The sequence below is a fragment of the Paenibacillus sp. WC2504 genome (assembly GCF_052682475.1).
The window spans coordinates 7,510,241-7,527,058 of sequence record NZ_JBQZFH010000001.1; the positions used below are offsets into that span (position 1 = coordinate 7,510,241).

Below are 16,818 nucleotides of genomic sequence, written 5' to 3' on the forward strand. Positions count from 1 at the left end.
AGTAATATACCATATCTATTTTTCAATTGCAAGCTTTATTTTTTCCATCCATTCGTGAAATTATTCAACACGTTCAGATCTTAATCTCGGCTTGCGCCTTGTTCCGTTCGGAGCAAGAATCATAATATAGCACATACAATTTTGGAAAGCAAGCCTTGTCCTTCATTTTATAAAAAGAACCTCCCAGCACCAGATTTCATCTGACAACTGGGAGGCTCCAGGGGGCTAACCTAATAGCTATTTTAACCTGATACCTTTAAGCAGTAATTCTAAGGGTTCTCTTTCTTCACTTTCACCACGATGATCATACTCTACAAGCTTATCTAATCGTGCAACTTGATGCCCATAGTCATACATAGCGGCAGCCACTACGGATAAACGCAGCAATCCCTGCGGTTGTTGGGTATAACGCTCAATGAGAACCGTCATAAAGCGATCATTCTCAGCTTCCATTTCCATGCCTTCCGTGCTGTCTTCTTTCAGTTTGTCATCGAATTTCAGCAGCACATGTTCGTGGAATTTTATTAACTTTTCCATATGTTGATCAAAATAGTCGTCAATCGCCTCAGTTCGAGCAGCCTGAAAGTAATGTTCATCTACGGCTTCAATCACTTCTAGCCCTTTATACATAGCAAGCAGCTTTTGTTTGTATACAACAAGCTCGCGTATGCGGCTGAAGCCATTCCCCTTGCCTTTGAGTTTTTTGATCTCTTCTTCCAAGAGTCTGTATTTTTCAGACAGGGATTTGAGACCGCTGCGAAGGCTTTCTTTTTCCTCCCGAAACACCGTTTCTTTCATCTCGTTGGAGATCACTGTGCGAAGAAGGAGTGACATTTTGGAGAAAATAGTTTGAATCTGTGCTGCGAATTGCTCCTTAGGCTTGGGCGGAAAGAAAAATATATTCACCACAAAGGCGCATCCAATACCAATCAAACTAAGAAGCAGCCGATTAAGCGCGAACTCCCATTCACCGGAAGCCTCCATCACCGCAACAACGGTAACCAAAGTAAGACCTATCGTTTCTTCCATACGCATTCTAAGACTGAGGATAATGACAATAATACAGACAATGCCAATTGCAATGACATTATTGGAGAAAAACATACCCGCCAGCAGGGCCAATGCCGCACCAAGAATATTCGTCTGCAGCTGCTCCAAAAAGTAGCGCCACGACCGATAAATCGAAGGCTGCATAGCAAAAATAGCAGCAACAGCGGCAATGACAGGAGGAGTAAAATTTAGCCAGGCACTTATGTATAAGGCCAAAGCAACGGCGATACCCGTTTTCCAAACACGTGCACCGAAAACCATGAAATCCCCCTCATCCAAAAATAGTAATTCCCTATTATCTTACACAGGTAATGGGTTTGATGCAAAATAAACTCTTAACTCCCTGCTTCAGTTTCTGCCGGTTTTCTTGCATGACAGACTCTTGCTGAAGCCATACTGTTAAAGTAATTTCCATTATCTCGGTTGGAGGCACCTATGATCAAACAAAAATGGCGAATTCCGCCCACACAGGGACTTGGATTCAAACTCAGCAAGGGTCAAACGGTTAGAATAACCGATGTAGAAGGTGAACAAGTCGCTGATTTTGTCGCCTATCGTGATAACGACTTTAGAGAACGGCTGGACCCGGGAGTTACGATGGATGCTCTTCATAAACTGAAAGTGAAGCCAGGAGATCTGCTCTATACTAATACATACAAGCCAATGTTAACGGTAGTAACCGATCGCGTAGGTCAACACGATTTCATTAATCCAGCTTGCCGCAGCGAAATGTACGAGGTGCTATACAATAAAAAGGATCATGCAAGCTGCTATCATAACCTGAATCAGGCTTTAGCCGAGTTTGCAATTAATGCCCCTGATCAGCATTACCCCGTTAATCTATTTATGAATACCGTCATACATCCGTCGGGGGAAATTACAGTTGAAAGTCCACTATCGAAGGCTGGCGATTATATTGAGCTCCGGGCGGAAATGGATCTAATCATAGCGGTGTCTGCTTGTCCGTGCTCCGAGAGCGCATGTAATGGGTTCAAGTGCTCACCTATTGACGTAGAAATCATGTAGGCATTCACCCAACTCTTCCACTCAGCATACTATGCTCCGAATGGAAGAAGGAGGGTTTGGTTATGGTTCATTTGAAGTCTAAAAGTTGGCTGGATCACAATGGAAAAGAGCTGCCTGACTGGCAGCAAGATGCCTTTCACAAGTTCGGGCATATGATTGCCGATGATGAACGCATGTACCCCTGCATCCCAGGGCGGCAGGGGTATCTTACCGATAGCTTGCGATTCGGCTTTGCAGCAGATCCCAGATCCGATCAAGCAATTGACGAGACTGCGCAGCTGCTGCACCAATACGGTGAATGCTCCCGTGATACCGGCCGGTACGCTTCGCTTGTTATATTTTTTGAAACACCAGAAGACATGACGGCTAATTTCACTGTAGAAGATTATGAACAGGTCTTTTGGTCCGTATTAAGCCGGGTAAGTGCCAAAGATCCAGTCCCATGGCCCGCACACATCCCTCAAGACCCCTCCCATCATGCTTGGGAGTTCTGTTATAGTGGGCATCCATACTTCGCCTTTTGCGGGACACCTGCCCATCAAGTTCGCCGAAGCCGGTGGACGCCTTATTTTCTAATCACCTTCCAGCCCCGATGGGTTTTTGAGGAAATCAATGATTCTACCGTTTTCGGACGCAATATGAAAAGCTTGATTCGTCAGAAACTGGTCGAGTACGACGGCGTTCCTGCGCATCCCTCACTCAAATGGTACGGTCAAACAGACAATCTGGAGTGGGAGCAATATTTTCTGCGTGACGATGAAAGTGTAGCTCCGAAATGCCCTTTTGCATCTATGGCCATGAAAAAGAAGTAACTAAAAAACCAGCCGAGGTCTAAGCGGACCCCAGCTGGTTCTTTATCTTTTAATGAATCGTTGCCCGATTATTTGGAGGCATTTGCGGCATGCCCTGAGCCGGGACGAAGGTATTCAGCATTTTCTGCATATCGGACGTACCAAGTTGTGGAACCTGATAATAAGCATTTCTATTTTGATACAAGAAAATTTCATAAGCCATCTCAATAAAATTCTGCACTTGGGAAGCCAGTACGCGACGCACTGTAGGGTTCGTCACCTCAACGGAGGTCATCGTTAATAGCGAGGCATGAGACTTGATAAGCCCCAGCATATGTGCGCTAATACCAGCATCCTTCACATCAGCCAGCGATTGATTCGGCTTTTTGGGCTGAGTAGGCTTGATTCCATAGATGGGCTGTGACAGGTTCCGTATCATATAGGTCTGCGTCTCATGGTTCGGCTTCTGTCCTGTAGTAAAGCACTCTGCCGTTAAATTGTAATGGTAGAGGGTGAAGCTGTACTGATGATCCAAAATGTCCAGAAGCTCGGGATCTTGGACGAACTGTCTGAAAATCATAAACTGATCAAGTACATTAATGGTACAAGCTAACACTTCATGCAAATCAAAGAGCTCGTGTCCCCCATGGTTCATATTAGGCGCCATTTGATTCATGTTGTTGTATGGTGTTTGCTGTTGCATCTCGAAGTCTCCTTTGATATGGATTGGTAACTTCGATAATATGAGTTAGATTCGTGGAAATTATACGTTTCTCTTACTTCAGCAATGAAGCCCAAGTGGTCTCCAACCATTGATCAAAGTCAGCGCCCTTGTCCCCTTCGTACGTATCGTAAACGTCTGTTCTGGTTTTTTGGAGCTTTTCTTTGAATGCTTCAAAAGTGTGACCTTCCGGCAAGCTCTTTTTAATGCGCACGAAAACCTTACCTGCTCCTTTGACCAAATCCCCTTTTTTCCGTGGCGGCAGTTGAACATCTTCACCAAAAGCTTTAAGTTTGCGGTAAGCCAGCTCTTGAATGGGATATACGGCATCACTGGTCATCATACGTGTCAAAATATTTATGCTCTGTTGATCATTCCATTGACCTAACTGTTCAACAGCCTCCTGACGTTCTCTCCAATTGGATGAACGATTCGCGGATTTTTTTAACTCTTCAAAATTGGCGGGTACTTCATTGTTTACTTCTATATTCAACTGGTTCAAGCTCCTTCGACTGCTGCAATTTGCGCATGTTTTTTTACTACAATGATGTTACACTTTTTTGGGCCGGAGCGCCAATGAAATGAATCTATGGTTGCAAACTTCGAAAAAACAGTTCAAAACTAACAGCCATTTGAGTATTAAGCCTCTCATCGCCCATCCCCATGCCCCAGGTAATTAATACACCCATATACGTTTGAATGGCTTGGTCCGCTATCATTTCTGCCGGGAAAACGGTTGAGAACTCTCCTCGTTTTTGTGCTTCTTCTATGACAGGAATGAGCACTAATTTCAGCTCTTCCAACATCTCCAGCTGATTAGACAGTGACTTCTCGTTGCTAAGATTGCTTTGAAATAATGCACGGGCAAGTTGTCGGGTATAAGGTACGAGCCTCACCAGTTCGATAAGAAACTCACGCAAATGAGGGAGAATTGGCCCAACTTTGTCCTTTAGCTTAACGAACTCCGTCGACGCCCAGAATGTCTGAATATCACAGAACACTTCTTCTTTCGTGGCAAAATAGTTAAAAAACGTTCCCTTCGCAACACCAGCACGCTCCGTGATCTGATGAACCGTTGTCGCTTCGTAACCTTGCTCCGCAAACAGTTCGAGCGCTGTGTCTATGATTTTTTTGCGCGTTGCTCGCTTTTTTTCCTCACGGTTCATTGAGTCATCTCCGTTTATCGCTAATGTTTACGCTGTATCTTCCAAGTATAGAGGAAACGACAGGTTTGTTCAATTAACAAAATGACCTTGAGTACAATAATTTTCGTGGGTGATTATAAGTATAGTATGGTTTATGTTAATTATCTGTTATTTTAATCTACAATATATAAAATTAATTATGACCAATAGTATAAATATTTTCATAACCAGCGGTCATTTATTAGGAGGATAGGCACGTGTTTCGACAGTCGCAACGCAGCATGAATGCCCAAAAAACCTGAGGCTAGTTCGCCTCAGGTTTTTGTGTTTTGCTTTATCATGTATCGAGTTAGCTTGAGCTTACCACAATCCCCCTGCAGTACTTGCAAACTGCCGCATCGATTTCGATTTCCTCATTACAGTACGAGCACTCCTTATGTGTTTTCACTGCTGTTGATTCTACCGCCGTTTTCTTCTTCCTGCTAGCCCAGATTAACAAACCGATTACAACAATGACAACGACGATTATCCAAAAAACCATACCGAAACACCTCCTAGTTGATAATCAACTTTTGATGAATCCGTATATGTATATTCGCCTATGCTTGTCTGTTTGTCTTAGTCCTTATGCTAAAATATTCACAGTTGATGCTTTGTCCATAAACCTCATCCGCATTGGGAGATTAATATGGGAACTACAGTCCCTTATTCTGCTGAAATGAGGAGGTTTAGATGACTGAGGGGAACTACAGGGTTCTATTTTGGTTAAATGGGGCAACTGGCCGACCCAAATAATGAAATAGCGTATCCATGTTCCGCTACATTCGCTCAAAGGGCTATCTATGCTAAAATAGCATCCTGGTGTTCTCTTATTTGTGCCTGCTAAAACAAAAAGACCACCCTAAGGTGATCCTTTTGTTTAAAGCGGGTGATGGGAATACTCCAAATCCTCATTTAAAAAGCTTCCTTCGGAAGCACTGGTGGTATATTTGGACGCTCGTCCTACTTTGGTTTACTCTATGATGTCTTCACGGACGGTCGAACCCTTTGTGGTCTCTCTTCCTTCCCGCCCAAAACAAAAAGACCACCCTAAGGTGATCCTTTTGTTTAAAGCGGGTGATGGGAATCGAACCCACGCTACCAGCTTGGAAGGCTGAAGTTCTACCATTGAACTACACCCGCATGATGTTAAAAGTCGGGACGACACGATTTGAACATGCGACCCCCTGCTCCCAAAGCAGGTGCTCTACCAAGCTGAGCTACGTCCCGAGAAAAATACCGGCGAGAGGACTCGAACCTCCACTCGTGAGAACTCGATTTTGAGTCGAGCGCGTCTGCCATTCCGCCACGCCGGCATATGTGGCGCGCCCTGAGAGATTCGAACTCCCGACCTTTTGATTCGTAGTCAAATACTCTATCCAGCTGAGCTAAGGGCGCGTATGAAATTGAGGTAAATAATGCCGAAGACCGGACTTGAACCGGTACGATAGTCACCTATCGCAGGATTTTAAGTCCTGTGCGTCTGCCGATTCCGCCACTCCGGCTTGCTTAAAGGCAGAAGGCGCTACCCAGATTCGAACTGGGGGTAAAGCTTTTGCAGAGCTCTGCCTTACCACTTGGCTATAGCGCCAAAAAGCGGAAGACGGGATTCGAACCCGCGACCCTCGCCTTGGCAAGGCGATGCTCTACCCCTGAGCCACTTCCGCATGATAATGGGGTTTCCTCAAGTATTTTTGAGGAATGATGCGCGTAGAGGGACTTGAACCCCCACGGTCGCCCGCTAGATCCTAAGTCTAGTGCGTCTGCCAATTCCGCCATACGCGCATGCTGTAAATAAGGCAAATGGTGAGTCATGTAGGATTCGAACCTACGACACCCTGATTAAAAGTCAGGTGCTCTACCAACTGAGCTAATGACTCATGAAAGAAACTGGGGATCAAGGATTTGAACCTTGGCATGACGGAGTCAAAGTCCGTTGCCTTACCGCTTGGCTAATCCCCAATGATAAGTAATGGGCGGACGACGGGACTTGAACCCGCGAATGCCGGATCCACAAACCGGTGCGTTAACCCCTTCGCCACGACCGCCACATTAAAAGGTAAAGAAATGGAGGCTGATGGATTCGAACCACCGAACTCGGAGAGAGCAGATTTACAGTCTGCCGTGTTTAGCCACTTCACTAAGCCTCCATAAAGCAATGGTGCCGTCGAGAGGACTTGAACCCCCAACCTACTGATTACAAGTCAGTTGCTCTACCAGTTGAGCTACAACGGCGTATTCAATTGTTATAATGGCGGAGCCGACGGGATTCGAACCCGCGGTCTCCTGCGTGACAGGCAGGCATGTTAGGCCTCTACACCACGGCTCCACATTTATAAAGTTGAACATGTATGGTGGAGGCTGACGGGATCGAACCGCCGACCCTCTGCTTGTAAGGCAGATGCTCTCCCAGCTGAGCTAAGCCTCCATGGGAATGAAATCCTAAGATAAAAATGGTGACCCGTAGGGGACTCGAACCCCTGTTACCTCCGTGAAAGGGAGGTGTCTTAACCACTTGACCAACGGGCCATGCTGAATGAAAATTTACAACGGAGAGAGAGGGATTCGAACCCTCGCACCACTTACGCAGTCTAACCCCTTAGCAGAGGGTCCCCTTATAGCCACTTGGGTATCTCTCCAATATAACGAACTACTAGCGGCAGAGGGGCTCGAACCCCCGACCTTACGGGTATGAACCGTACGCTCTAGCCAGCTGAGCTACGCCGCCATAATGTCTAATTTATAAGAAACGGAGAAGGAGGGATTCGAACCCTCGAGACGCTTGTGACGCCTACACGATTTCCAATCGTGCTCCTTCGGCCAGCTCGGACACTTCTCCTAGTATTTATGGGTTAGGACTCCCCGAACAGGACTCGAACCTGTGACAACTCGATTAACAGTCGAGTGCTCTACCAACTGAGCTATCAGGGAATATGGTGGAGCCAAGCGGGATCGAACCGCTGACCTCCTGCTTGCAAGGCAGGCGCTCTCCCAGCTGAGCTATGGCCCCTTATGACTTGTCTATAACTAAAGAATCATGGTTGGCCCTAGTGGACTCGAACCACCGACCTCACCCTTATCAGGGGTGCGCTCTAACCAGCTGAGCTAAGGGCCAAAATTGATAACTACTCCTGTGGAGTTTAAAACACCCCAAAGGGGTACTGCTTGGCAACGTTCTACTCTCCCAGAACCCTGCGGTTCAAGTACCATCGACGCTGGAGGGCTTAACGGTCGTGTTCGAGATGGGAACGCGTGGGTCCCCTCCGCCATCATCACCAAACAGTCAAAGCGTGTTTGCGCCTTGAAAACTAGATACGAAACTTGCGTAAAGGTTTGATTCTTAGGTTTATTTGGTTAAGCCCTCGACCGATTAGTATTCGTCAGCTGCATACGTTGCCGCACTTCCACCTCGAACCTATCAACCTCGTCGTCTACAAGGGGTCTTACATACTGGGAAATCTCATCTTGAGGGGGGCTTCGCGCTTAGATGCTTTCAGCGCTTATCCCCTCCGTACATAGCTACCCAGCGGTGCCTCTGGCGAGACAACTGGTACACCAGCGGTACGTCCATCCCGGTCCTCTCGTACTAAGGACAGCTCCTCTCAAATTTCCTACGCCCGCGACAGATAGGGACCGAACTGTCTCACGACGTTCTGAACCCAGCTCGCGTACCGCTTTAATGGGCGAACAGCCCAACCCTTGGGACCTACTTCAGCCCCAGGATGCGATGAGCCGACATCGAGGTGCCAAACCTCCCCGTCGATGTGGACTCTTGGGGGAGATAAGCCTGTTATCCCCAGGGTAGCTTTTATCCGTTGAGCGATGGCCCTTCCATTCGGTACCACCGGATCACTAAGTCCGACTTTCGTCCCTGCTCGACTTGTAGGTCTCGCAGTCAAGCTCCCTTATGCCTTTGCACTCTGCGAATGATTTCCAACCATTCTGAGGGAACCTTTAAACGCCTCCGTTACATTTTAGGAGGCGACCGCCCCAGTCAAACTGCCCACCTGACACTGTCCCCATACCGGATCACGGTACCAGGTTAGAACTCCGATACGATCAGGGTGGTATCCCAACGGCGCCTCCACCCAAGCTGGCGCTCAGGCTTCAAAGGCTCCCACCTATCCTGTACAGATCGTACCAAAGTCCAATATCAAGCTGCAGTAAAGCTCCATGGGGTCTTTCCGTCTTGTCGCGGGTAACCTGCATCTTCACAGGTATTAAAATTTCACCGGATCTCTCGTTGAGACAGCGCCCAAGTCGTTACGCCATTCGTGCGGGTCAGAATTTACCTGACAAGGAATTTCGCTACCTTAGGACCGTTATAGTTACGGCCGCCGTTTACTGGGGCTTCAATTCATAGCTTCGGAACCGAGGTCCCTAACCACTCCTCTTAACCTTCCAGCACCGGGCAGGCGTCAGCCCGTATACTTCGCCTTGCGGCTTCGCACAGACCTGTGTTTTTGCTAAACAGTCGCTTGGGCCTTTTCACTGCGGCCCCCTCGGGCTATTCACCCTACCGAGGCACCCCTTCTCCCGAAGTTACGGGGTCATTTTGCCGAGTTCCTTAACGAGAGTTCTTCCGCGCGCCTTAGAATTCTCTTCTCACCCACCTGTGTCGGTTTGCGGTACGGGCACCTTCGCCTGGCTAGAAGCTTTTCTTGGCAGTGTGAAATCATGACCTTCGGTACTTAAAGTTTCCCTCCCCATCACAGCCCAGCCTTACGGTTAGCGGATTTGCCTACTAACCAGCCTCACTGCTTGGACGAGCATCCATCAGCTCGCGTCACTATCCTTCTGCGTCACTCCATCGCTCATAACGGCTACGGTGGTACAGGAATTTCCACCTGTTGTCCATCGACTACGCCTTTCGGCCTCGCCTTAGGTCCCGACTTACCCTGAGCGGACGAGCCTTCCTCAGGAACCCTTAGGTTTTCGGCGGATCAGATTCTCACTGATCTTTTCGTTACTTATACCGGCATTCTCACTTGTATGCGCTCCACCTGTCCTTACGGTCAGAATTCAACGTACATACAACGCTCCCCTACCCATGCACATACGTGCAAGCCATAGCTTCGGTGGCGTGTTTAGCCCCGTTACATTTTCGGCGCAGAGTCACTCGACCAGTGAGCTATTACGCACTCTTTCAATGGTGGCTGCTTCTAAGCCAACATCCTGGTTGTCTGTGCAACTCCACATCCTTTCCCACTTAACACACACTTGGGGACCTTAGCTGATGGTCTGGGCTGTTTCCCTTTTGACAATGGATCTTAGCACTCACTGTCTGACTCCCGGATTTAAGTTTGTGGCATTCAGAGTTTGACTGGACTTGGTAACCCTTGGCGGGCCCCGCACCCAATCAGTGCTTTACCTCCACAACTCATAACATCCGAGGCTAGCCCTAAAGCTATTTCGGGGAGAACCAGCTATCTCCGAGTTCGATTGGAATTTCTCCGCTACCCCCACCTCATCCCCGAATTTTTCAACATTCGTGGGTTCGGGCCTCCAGTGAGTGTTACCTCACCTTCACCCTGGACAGGGGTAGATCACACGGTTTCGGGTCTACGTCCACGTACTAAAGCGCCCTATTCAGACTCGCTTTCGCTGCGGCTCCGTCTTTTCGACTTAACCTCGCACGGGAACGTAACTCGCCGGTTCATTCTACAAAAGGCACGCCATCACCCATATAGAGGGCTCTGACTTTTTGTAAGCACACGGTTTCAGGTTCTTTTTCACTCCGCTTCCGCGGTGCTTTTCACCTTTCCCTCACGGTACTGCTTCACTATCGGTCACTAGGGAGTATTTAGCCTTGGCAGATGGTCCTGCCGGATTCCGACGGGGTTTCACGTGACCCGCCGTACTCAGGATACCTCTAGGAGATTCGTTCGATTTTGGCTACAGGGCTTTTACCTTCTATGCCGGACCTTTCCAGATCACTTCGCCTACCAAACTAACCCCATGATGAGGTCCTACAACCCCAAGGAGCAAGCTCCTTGGTTTGGGCTATTCCGCTTTCGCTCGCCGCTACTGACGGAATCACTTTTGTTTTCTTTTCCTCCAGGTACTTAGATGTTTCAGTTCCCTGGGTCTGCCTCTACAATAGCTATGTATTCACTATTGAGTAACTGCGCATTACCACAGCTGGGTTCCCCCATTCGGACATCCCCGGATCAAAGCCTGCTTACGGCTCCCCGAGGCATTTCGTCGTTCGCCACGTCCTTCTTCGGCTCCTAGTGCCTAGGCATCCTCCGTGTGCTCTTTCTAGCTTAACCTAGAAAAAAACATTTAAAGATTGTCGTGCGACCCGTAGGTTACACTACCTAAGTTCTTACTTTACGTTTTGTTTCGTTATCTAGTTTTCAAGGAACAAGGTTGCAACCATTACATGCGCGAAGCGATGTTGGTTGTCAACTATTTTGAAAGATTGCTCTTTCAAAACTGAACACGAGTGAGTAAACGTTGTGTGCTTGCGCACTTGACTGGGTCGTTTCAGACCCGAGTCTCCATAGAAAGGAGGTGATCCAGCCGCACCTTCCGATACGGCTACCTTGTTACGACTTCACCCCAATCATCTACCCCACCTTCGGCGGCTGGCTCCCTTACGGGTTACCCCACCGACTTCGGGTGTTGTAAACTCTCGTGGTGTGACGGGCGGTGTGTACAAGACCCGGGAACGTATTCACCGCGGCATGCTGATCCGCGATTACTAGCAATTCCGACTTCATGCAGGCGAGTTGCAGCCTGCAATCCGAACTGAGATCGGCTTATAAGGATTGGCTCCACCTCGCGGCTTCGCTTCCCGTTGTACCGACCATTGTAGTACGTGTGTAGCCCAGGTCATAAGGGGCATGATGATTTGACGTCATCCCCACCTTCCTCCGGTTTGTCACCGGCAGTCATCTTAGAGTGCCCACCCGAAGTGCTGGCAACTAAGATCAAGGGTTGCGCTCGTTGCGGGACTTAACCCAACATCTCACGACACGAGCTGACGACAACCATGCACCACCTGTCTTGGGTGCTCCGAAGAGGGGCACTATCTCTAGTGCTTACACCCAGATGTCAAGACCTGGTAAGGTTCTTCGCGTTGCTTCGAATTAAACCACATACTCCACTGCTTGTGCGGGTCCCCGTCAATTCCTTTGAGTTTCACTCTTGCGAGCGTACTCCCCAGGCGGCATACTTACTGTGTTAACTTCGGCACCGAGGAATCGAATCCCCAACACCTAGTATGCATCGTTTACGGCGTGGACTACCAGGGTATCTAATCCTGTTTGCTCCCCACGCTTTCGCGCCTCAGCGTCAGTTATAGGCCAGAAAGTCGCCTTCGCCACTGGTGTTCCTCCACATCTCTACGCATTTCACCGCTACACGTGGAATTCCACTTTCCTCTCCTACACTCAAGTCAACCAGTTTTGGATGCGAACCGGGGTTGAGCCCCGGGCTTAAACACCCAACTTAATTAACCGCCTGCGCGCGCTTTACGCCCAATAATTCCGGACAACGCTTGCCCCCTACGTATTACCGCGGCTGCTGGCACGTAGTTAGCCGGGGCTTTCTTCTCCTATACCGTCACACAAAGCGCAGTTACTCGCCTTGCTGTTCGTCTAGGGCAACAGAGCTTTACGATCCGAAAACCTTCATCACTCACGCGGCGTTGCTCCGTCAGACTTGCGTCCATTGCGGAAGATTCCCTACTGCTGCCTCCCGTAGGAGTCTGGGCCGTGTCTCAGTCCCAGTGTGGCCGTTCACCCTCTCAGGTCGGCTACGCATCGTCGCCTTGGTAGGCCGTTACCCTACCAACTAGCTAATGCGCCGCAGGCCCATCTATAAGCCACAGATTGCTCCGTGTTTCATGATTCTCTCATGCGAGAAAACCAGTTATCCGGTCTTAGCTATCGTTTCCGATAGTTATCCCAGTCTTATAGGCAGGTTGCCTACGTGTTACTCACCCGTCCGCCGCTAAGCACCGAAGTGCTCCGCTCGACTTGCATGTATTAGGCACGCCGCCAGCGTTCGTCCTGAGCCAGGATCAAACTCTCCATAATAGAAAATCTGATTGTACTCATTGACTTGCTAGCGAGATTATTCATCTCATTTATAGTCGATTGCTCGACTGTGCTTACTCACTCGTTGTTCAGTTTTCAAAGATCAATGTCTTTCGCTCACTGCCGTGTTACCGAAGCAGCGAAAAGTAATATACCATACTATTTTTCATTGTGCAACTCTTTTTTTAATTCTTTTTTCGAGCTGCTTTGACACGCTTATTTCGCGGCTTTCTTGCGGCCGGAATGACAATATAACATGTCCAACAAGTGGAATGCAACTATTTTTTTCATTTTCTAAAACAAAGAAACACCTGCCCTTAAAGCAAGTGTAAGAGTCATCTTTTATCCATCATGTACGGTATAGCTATTGACGATCGCCGCGGCGAACGTTACGCGATTATTTCGAAAATAGTGGAAGAGAATACGAGCCTCCGTTGATTCTTCATCATACTTGGGAAAGTTGAAGAAATCGTCGTCTTCCCATCCCTCCCGTCGCAAGCTTTCAATCGATTCAGCAATCACACTCGGGATGACCGGTTTCATAATTGTTGACATATTCTCACTCCTTTTAATATTCCATTGTGATAATTGGTGTACCCGCAGTCAGGCGCCATTTGCCTGAAGTTGATTCCTGATGCAGAGCAAGCTGCAAATTCACTGTTTGATTTCCGCTTTGGATGGAGGTTTGAAACTCATCAGAAGCCAATGACAAGCTAATCGTCTTTGAATCGCTATAGCTCTCTACCGTTTTGCCTTTAAAAGATTGCGCTACCGCTTGAGCAAGCTCGTTGGCATTATTTTTCCCGTCTAATACCTGCTCGTTCACATAACCTTGCACCATCACATTCCATTGTCCTTGGATGCCTAGTTTCTTTAATTGATCGCCTGTTTGCTCCTGCCAATTCATAAGCTCAGATGGATCAGCTTGTTCAGAAGCATCTAGTTTCAGGACGGTGTAGCAGCCGTTTGAACCAGCTGGACTTGCAACTGTTAAAGTAACGATAGTGCCGGGAGCAATCTCCTTTTGCGCGGAGTACACAGCATGAGAGTTGGACTCGTCCAATTGTTCTTCTTGCGGAATTTCGAAGGCTTGAGAAAGTTTTTTACCGGTTTGCAGAATGTTGAGATCGCTACCAGCACATGTTCCATAATAGCCCGTATATTTAAAAGTTATATGCTGCTCATTCATCATGTACGGTTTCACAGTGTTCAAAAGGTGAAGCGCTTCTTGCCCGCTGCGAGCATCTGCATGACGAACCCAGCCAAAAATAATGCCGATAATAGAAAGTGCAATAATGGCGTTAACCCAACTTTTCTGCATATAAAAAGGCACCTCTTCACTAGAATCTTCAACTCTAGTAAAAGGATGCCCAAATCTATCAAATGCTAAACCAATAAGCGAAAGGCTATTCTAACTCTTTTTCCCGGCGCAAAATCTCCTCCATAGACTTGTTAAGCGCAGCCTGCGGGCCAGGGAAATGCTTGTTATAGTAGGACAAATCCATGATAACCAAGAGAACGAGCATGCCAGCAACGGCATAACCGGCCATTTGGTTCGGGGGAATAACCATGATGACGCAAATAAAAATAATCCAGAGCAGCGCGACAATGGAGATCACATTGCTATATTTTCCAAGATTCCAAGGCCCGAGATGCTTATCTTGAAATCTTCCTTCGGCTTTAGCCCGAAGCTTCAAGTAAATCGGTATGCCATAGGCAACATAAAGACCAACAACACTAACCGCCGTTAGGAACGCTATCGTTGTATACGTGGCATCCGGGTTCACCATTTTGATGAGATAGTCGATGAAAGCAAGCAGGAAAGAGAGGATGATGGCCAGCCAGATGGCTTTGGCCGGGGTCCGGTATTTTTTTGAAATTTGCGCCCACTGCGAGCTTAACGGCATCCCTTTATCCCTTGAAAAAGCATACATCATGCGGGAAAAAGAAGTGATGGACGCAAGTCCGCAGAACCACATCGCAGCCGTGACCAGCCACAAAATGACGGAACCGAATGTACCGCCAAGCGCTTCGCTGATCACATAGATGAACGCATTGCTGGAACCGGCAGCAGCGCTAGCATCCTTGATGGACAAGGTGACAAATGCAAGCATAATAAAACCAATGACAAATGAATAGGCGACGGATGTGAAAATACCCCAAGGCGCGCGCACACGCGGATTTATCGTTTCTTCAATGGTATGCGCCGAAGCGTCATAGCCTGTAAACGTCCACTGTGCCTGCAAAAGCCCGATCAGAAAGGCAAACATATAAGGTTTATCGGAGAAGGTTTCACCTACTTGGAACAAGTACGAGACCGGGTTTAGGCTGCCTTTGGTGAAAAAGGCCAGAGACAGGACCAGCACCGCAACGACAGCGATGTGGTACCAAGCGGAAAAGTCATTCAGCTTCGCAACGATCCGAATGCCGATGTGGTTGAGAATCCCATGCGTAAGCAAAATGACCGAGAAGCAAATCAACACAGTTGTATTGCTCGATTCATAACCGAAGACGCTCGCGATTAGAGGATCAGCAAACAGTGCGACGGAATAATCGATACCGGCGACGATGCCGATTTGGCCAATGAGGTTGATCCAGGCGGTGTACCAGCCCCAGCGTTTGTTTTTCAAGATTGCTGCCCAGTGGTATAAAGCGCCTGCCGTCGGAATGGCCGAAGCCAGTTCAGCCATAACCGCCGCAACGCACATCACAAAAAACGCGACAATCGGCCAGCCGAAGCCCATCATGCCCGATCCGCCATAGGTTAATCCGTGACCATATAAAGATACAGCACCTGTCAAAATGGAAATGATGGAGAATGAGATCGCAAAGTTGGAAAATCCGCCCATACTGCGCAGCAGCTCCTGGGCATAACCGAACTTGTTCAAATCACTTTTGTCTTTGTCCTGATGATTGGAAGATAAGCTCATCTTTACTCCTCCTCATCTATTCACAACGATTTGTGCCGCCAAGTCTCATTTCCCCAAAAAGCTTTCGTGCTTGCTTTCATCGAATTCCCGAATGCTCTTGTTCGCAACGCTAACGATCCAACCAGCAAACAAACATGTGATGACAACGATGACGATGCCAATCGCCAGTCCCATTCCGCCCCACCTCCTTCGCTGAATTCAGATTTCCAGGTTAACTCCGCTCGTCTTTTGTTCGAGCATCTTTTGTACGATGGTGCCAATATGCGCGCCGCCCTCCAGAGGGGGTGTTCCTCCGCGGTGAATATTGGATATAACCGTGCGGTCGCTTTCTACCGTGCCTTTCCGCGGTTTGTAACAGATGTAGGCACTTAATGATTTGGACGAAACCAGCCCAGGACGTTCTCCGATCAAAAGCACGAGCACATCCGGCTGCAAGATTTCCCCGATGTGATCCATCACGGCAACCCGTCCGCCTCGTACAAAAAACGGAGTACCTGTGGATAACTTATAAGCCGACAGCGAGTCAAGAAGCGAGGGATATACATCGGCCAGATTGGCATCTACCGCGTTGGCGCTAAGCCCATCCGACACAACGATCTGTACTTGTGGATGTCTGCTGCACTTTTGCTGAATAAGGGCGATTCCCTCATCGGTAACAATACGTCCCATGTCGGGGCGCTTCAGGTAGTTTTCCGTATTCTCATAACGCGTTTCCACGGTAAATAAACCGAATTGGTCCAAAAGCGTTTGACTTGCTTCGCCATAGATGGAATCGACAGCAGCCGCATGATCACGGCGGAATTTCAGCACTTCTTTGGTTAATGCCCGCGTTCCGGTCCGCCAAACGCCAATTCGTGAAGGTGTGCTGGCGAGCAATTCGTTCATCCCTTCCTCCCATCTGGGACTCGGCACATGCGACTGCGGCTCTTCCTCTGATGGCATAGAAAGATCTGGCTGATCGGCCGGCGGGGACTCCTCTCCTTTTGATACAGTAACGGACAGCTTCTTCTCCAGCTCTGCCATCACCAGATCCACTAGCGCATCGATGGGGACCCCGTTGTTCATCGCTAC

At 48.3% G+C, this 16,818-nt stretch carries 12 protein-coding genes, 22 tRNA genes and 3 rRNA genes; 2 read left to right on the forward strand and 35 right to left on the reverse strand.

From position 1 onward, the window contains the following. Positions 1-237: 237 nt before the first annotated feature. A complete protein-coding gene (locus ACUN27_RS34285; RefSeq protein WP_315956284.1) occupies positions 238-1,311 on the reverse strand; it encodes an FUSC family protein in 1,074 nt (357 codons plus the stop codon). A 177-nt stretch (positions 1,312-1,488) separates the two neighbouring features. Between ACUN27_RS34285 and ACUN27_RS34290 the strand changes: the two genes are divergently transcribed. Continuing rightward, positions 1,489-2,076 (forward strand): DUF1989 domain-containing protein, encoded by a 588-nt coding sequence (locus tag ACUN27_RS34290; RefSeq protein WP_445560698.1) that lies wholly within the window; start codon positions 1,489-1,491, stop codon positions 2,074-2,076. A gap of 62 nt (positions 2,077-2,138) precedes the next feature. After that, positions 2,139-2,888, forward strand: a complete 750-nt coding sequence (locus ACUN27_RS34295) for a YqcI/YcgG family protein (protein WP_315956285.1) — start codon at positions 2,139-2,141, stop codon at positions 2,886-2,888. Positions 2,889-2,937: 49 nt separating this feature from the next. On the opposite strand, the gene ACUN27_RS34300 is transcribed toward ACUN27_RS34295, so the two are convergent. From ACUN27_RS34300 to eutC, 34 genes are all read right to left on the reverse strand, one after another. Next, the gene (locus tag ACUN27_RS34300; protein ID WP_315956286.1) at positions 2,938-3,570 is read right to left on the reverse strand and encodes a spore coat protein; all 633 of its coding nucleotides are present in this window, start codon (positions 3,568-3,570) and stop codon (positions 2,938-2,940) included. 73 nt (positions 3,571-3,643) lie between these two features. Next, positions 3,644-4,081, reverse strand: a complete 438-nt coding sequence (locus tag ACUN27_RS34305; RefSeq protein WP_315956287.1) for a HEAT repeat domain-containing protein — start codon at positions 4,079-4,081, stop codon at positions 3,644-3,646. 94 nt (positions 4,082-4,175) lie between these two features. Continuing rightward, complete coding sequence (locus ACUN27_RS34310) at positions 4,176-4,754, reverse strand: TetR/AcrR family transcriptional regulator (RefSeq protein WP_157319810.1); 579 nt, start codon at positions 4,752-4,754, stop codon at positions 4,176-4,178. A 328-nt stretch (positions 4,755-5,082) separates the two neighbouring features. Next, the gene (locus tag ACUN27_RS34315; protein ID WP_315956288.1) at positions 5,083-5,274 is read right to left on the reverse strand and encodes a hypothetical protein; all 192 of its coding nucleotides are present in this window, start codon (positions 5,272-5,274) and stop codon (positions 5,083-5,085) included. Between the two features lie 570 nt (positions 5,275-5,844). Continuing rightward, positions 5,845-5,915 (reverse strand) — tRNA-Gly (locus ACUN27_RS34320). Positions 5,916-5,928: 13 nt separating this feature from the next. Beyond that, positions 5,929-6,002, reverse strand: a tRNA-Pro gene (locus tag ACUN27_RS34325). Between the two features lie 7 nt (positions 6,003-6,009). Beyond that, a tRNA-Leu gene (locus ACUN27_RS34330) sits at positions 6,010-6,088 on the reverse strand. 5 nt (positions 6,089-6,093) lie between these two features. Beyond that, positions 6,094-6,170 (reverse strand) — tRNA-Arg (locus ACUN27_RS34335). Between the two features lie 21 nt (positions 6,171-6,191). Continuing rightward, positions 6,192-6,277 (reverse strand) — tRNA-Leu (locus ACUN27_RS34340). Positions 6,278-6,292: 15 nt separating this feature from the next. Next, positions 6,293-6,363: transfer RNA gene (locus ACUN27_RS34345), tRNA-Cys, on the reverse strand. Between the two features lie 4 nt (positions 6,364-6,367). Next, a tRNA-Gly gene (locus ACUN27_RS34350) sits at positions 6,368-6,439 on the reverse strand. 38 nt (positions 6,440-6,477) lie between these two features. Beyond that, a tRNA-Leu gene (locus ACUN27_RS34355) sits at positions 6,478-6,557 on the reverse strand. Between the two features lie 19 nt (positions 6,558-6,576). After that, positions 6,577-6,652, reverse strand: a tRNA-Lys gene (locus ACUN27_RS34360). A gap of 10 nt (positions 6,653-6,662) precedes the next feature. Continuing rightward, a tRNA-Gln gene (locus ACUN27_RS34365) sits at positions 6,663-6,734 on the reverse strand. 13 nt (positions 6,735-6,747) lie between these two features. Beyond that, positions 6,748-6,820: transfer RNA gene (locus ACUN27_RS34370), tRNA-His, on the reverse strand. 20 nt (positions 6,821-6,840) lie between these two features. Then, positions 6,841-6,922: transfer RNA gene (locus ACUN27_RS34375), tRNA-Tyr, on the reverse strand. A gap of 9 nt (positions 6,923-6,931) precedes the next feature. Then, positions 6,932-7,007 (reverse strand) — tRNA-Thr (locus tag ACUN27_RS34380). Positions 7,008-7,024: 17 nt separating this feature from the next. After that, positions 7,025-7,101: transfer RNA gene (locus ACUN27_RS34385), tRNA-Asp, on the reverse strand. 23 nt (positions 7,102-7,124) lie between these two features. After that, a tRNA-Val gene (locus tag ACUN27_RS34390) sits at positions 7,125-7,200 on the reverse strand. Between the two features lie 26 nt (positions 7,201-7,226). Then, positions 7,227-7,301: transfer RNA gene (locus ACUN27_RS34395), tRNA-Glu, on the reverse strand. A gap of 21 nt (positions 7,302-7,322) precedes the next feature. Continuing rightward, a tRNA-Ser gene (locus ACUN27_RS34400) sits at positions 7,323-7,411 on the reverse strand. 15 nt (positions 7,412-7,426) lie between these two features. Further along, a tRNA-Met gene (locus tag ACUN27_RS34405) sits at positions 7,427-7,500 on the reverse strand. A gap of 22 nt (positions 7,501-7,522) precedes the next feature. Continuing rightward, positions 7,523-7,611: transfer RNA gene (locus ACUN27_RS34410), tRNA-Ser, on the reverse strand. Between the two features lie 19 nt (positions 7,612-7,630). Continuing rightward, a tRNA-Asn gene (locus ACUN27_RS34415) sits at positions 7,631-7,703 on the reverse strand. 3 nt (positions 7,704-7,706) lie between these two features. Beyond that, positions 7,707-7,782, reverse strand: a tRNA-Ala gene (locus ACUN27_RS34420). A 28-nt stretch (positions 7,783-7,810) separates the two neighbouring features. Next, a tRNA-Ile gene (locus ACUN27_RS34425) sits at positions 7,811-7,887 on the reverse strand. Between the two features lie 48 nt (positions 7,888-7,935). After that, a 5S ribosomal RNA gene (gene rrf / locus ACUN27_RS34430) occupies positions 7,936-8,052 on the reverse strand. Between the two features lie 70 nt (positions 8,053-8,122). Continuing rightward, positions 8,123-11,044, reverse strand: a 23S ribosomal RNA gene (locus ACUN27_RS34435). 237 nt (positions 11,045-11,281) lie between these two features. Continuing rightward, a 16S ribosomal RNA gene (locus tag ACUN27_RS34440) occupies positions 11,282-12,817 on the reverse strand. Together the 16S, 23S and 5S rRNA genes with 22 tRNA genes alongside form the textbook arrangement of a ribosomal RNA operon. A gap of 342 nt (positions 12,818-13,159) precedes the next feature. Continuing rightward, the gene (locus ACUN27_RS34445; protein ID WP_315955753.1) at positions 13,160-13,372 is read right to left on the reverse strand and encodes a hypothetical protein; all 213 of its coding nucleotides are present in this window, start codon (positions 13,370-13,372) and stop codon (positions 13,160-13,162) included. Between the two features lie 13 nt (positions 13,373-13,385). Further along, the gene (locus ACUN27_RS34450) at positions 13,386-14,138 is read right to left on the reverse strand and encodes a YwmB family TATA-box binding protein (RefSeq protein WP_445560394.1); all 753 of its coding nucleotides are present in this window, start codon (positions 14,136-14,138) and stop codon (positions 13,386-13,388) included. Between the two features lie 85 nt (positions 14,139-14,223). Further along, positions 14,224-15,747, reverse strand: coding sequence for an amino acid permease (locus ACUN27_RS34455; protein WP_445560395.1), 1,524 nt, complete (start codon positions 15,745-15,747; stop codon positions 14,224-14,226). A gap of 45 nt (positions 15,748-15,792) precedes the next feature. Next, positions 15,793-15,921 (reverse strand): hypothetical protein, encoded by a 129-nt coding sequence (locus ACUN27_RS34460; protein ID WP_315955750.1) that lies wholly within the window; start codon positions 15,919-15,921, stop codon positions 15,793-15,795. A gap of 24 nt (positions 15,922-15,945) precedes the next feature. Next, a complete protein-coding gene (gene eutC / locus ACUN27_RS34465) occupies positions 15,946-16,812 on the reverse strand; it encodes an ethanolamine ammonia-lyase subunit EutC (protein WP_445560396.1) in 867 nt (288 codons plus the stop codon). Positions 16,813-16,818 lie beyond the last annotated feature (6 nt).

What these genes read in the sequence shown, in the direction of transcription:
- ACUN27_RS34285 (WP_315956284.1), bottom strand. Translation starts at nt 1,311, where the DNA reads ATGGTTTTCGGTGCACGTGTTTGGAAAACGGGTATCGCCGTTGCTTTG.
- ACUN27_RS34295 (WP_315956285.1), top strand. Translation starts at nt 2,139, where the DNA reads ATGGTTCATTTGAAGTCTAAAAGTTGGCTGGATCACAATGGAAAAGAG.
- ACUN27_RS34300 (WP_315956286.1), bottom strand. Translation starts at nt 3,570, where the DNA reads ATGCAACAGCAAACACCATACAACAACATGAATCAAATGGCGCCTAAT.
- ACUN27_RS34310 (WP_157319810.1), bottom strand. Translation starts at nt 4,754, where the DNA reads ATGAACCGTGAGGAAAAAAAGCGAGCAACGCGCAAAAAAATCATAGAC.
- ACUN27_RS34315 (WP_315956288.1), bottom strand. Translation starts at nt 5,274, where the DNA reads ATGGTTTTTTGGATAATCGTCGTTGTCATTGTTGTAATCGGTTTGTTA.
- ACUN27_RS34445 (WP_315955753.1), bottom strand. Translation starts at nt 13,372, where the DNA reads ATGTCAACAATTATGAAACCGGTCATCCCGAGTGTGATTGCTGAATCG.
- ACUN27_RS34450 (WP_445560394.1), bottom strand. Translation starts at nt 14,138, where the DNA reads ATGCAGAAAAGTTGGGTTAACGCCATTATTGCACTTTCTATTATCGGC.
- ACUN27_RS34455 (WP_445560395.1), bottom strand. Translation starts at nt 15,747, where the DNA reads ATGAGCTTATCTTCCAATCATCAGGACAAAGACAAAAGTGATTTGAAC.
- ACUN27_RS34460 (WP_315955750.1), bottom strand. Translation starts at nt 15,921, where the DNA reads ATGGGACTGGCGATTGGCATCGTCATCGTTGTCATCACATGTTTGTTT.
- eutC (WP_445560396.1), bottom strand. Translation starts at nt 16,812, where the DNA reads ATGAACAACGGGGTCCCCATCGATGCGCTAGTGGATCTGGTGATGGCA.